The sequence below is a fragment of the Xanthomonas sp. MUS 060 genome, assembly GCF_000963215.1.
In the GTDB taxonomy this organism is placed as follows: domain Bacteria; phylum Pseudomonadota; class Gammaproteobacteria; order Xanthomonadales; family Xanthomonadaceae; genus Xanthomonas_A.
In genome coordinates, this window is sequence record NZ_JZIM01000110.1 from 1 (window position 1) to 685 (window position 685).

General features: G+C 52.8%; 1 pseudogene. It reads right to left on the reverse strand.

Features of this window, described 5'->3' with window-relative positions:
- Positions 1 to 139: 139 nt before the first annotated feature.
- Positions 140 to 685: pseudogene (locus XANALMUS060_RS20905) on the reverse strand (hypothetical protein); the annotation flags it as partial.

Sequence of the window (685 nt, forward strand, 5' to 3'; positions counted from 1 at the left end):
TCACTGCCGCAGATTGATCCTTGCATTGAGTGCCTCGGAAACGAGGAAACTAAGGCTATAGGCATGGCGGCGTCGGCAGGTGCCGCCATGCGTTTTGAGTCTGGATGCTAGTTCCGAGTCCACATCATGCGCAAAGTGCTTAACATGATCCTGTGGCGATACGTAGGCGATGATGCAGACAGTGATCCCCTGGTGATGTCTTGTGCGCCAGACTCTTGCCTTGAGATGGTGTCTGTTCGCTGGTGGCAACGCGTCGATCACATTGAGTACGCTGCGGTAGGTTGCCAATTGCTTGCAATCCTACCGACAAGCGCTTGGAATTCCCCTTTAGGCTGAGCCTGAACTCCGTATTGCACAAGTTGCTAAAGGGCACTGAGCCTAATATTTCATACAACCCGTGAGTCTCGATCCCGAGCGGGTACAGGGCTGTCACGTATTCGTCGAGCAGGCGGCTCTGGATCATGCCGGTACGTATCATTTCCATCGCGGCTGAATGCTGGCCTTTCGCGCGGAGGTAGGACACGATGCCTTTGCGCAGCTTGTTGATGTGTACATTAATATCCGTGTACTCGATAACGCGCCGTCTAAGGGTACGCTCCGATTGCAGATAGCTGGCTTGTGCAAGCTGTATTGCTTCTTCTTGAGCATGACGTAAGCGCCATGTTCTCTCAATCAACGATGACAA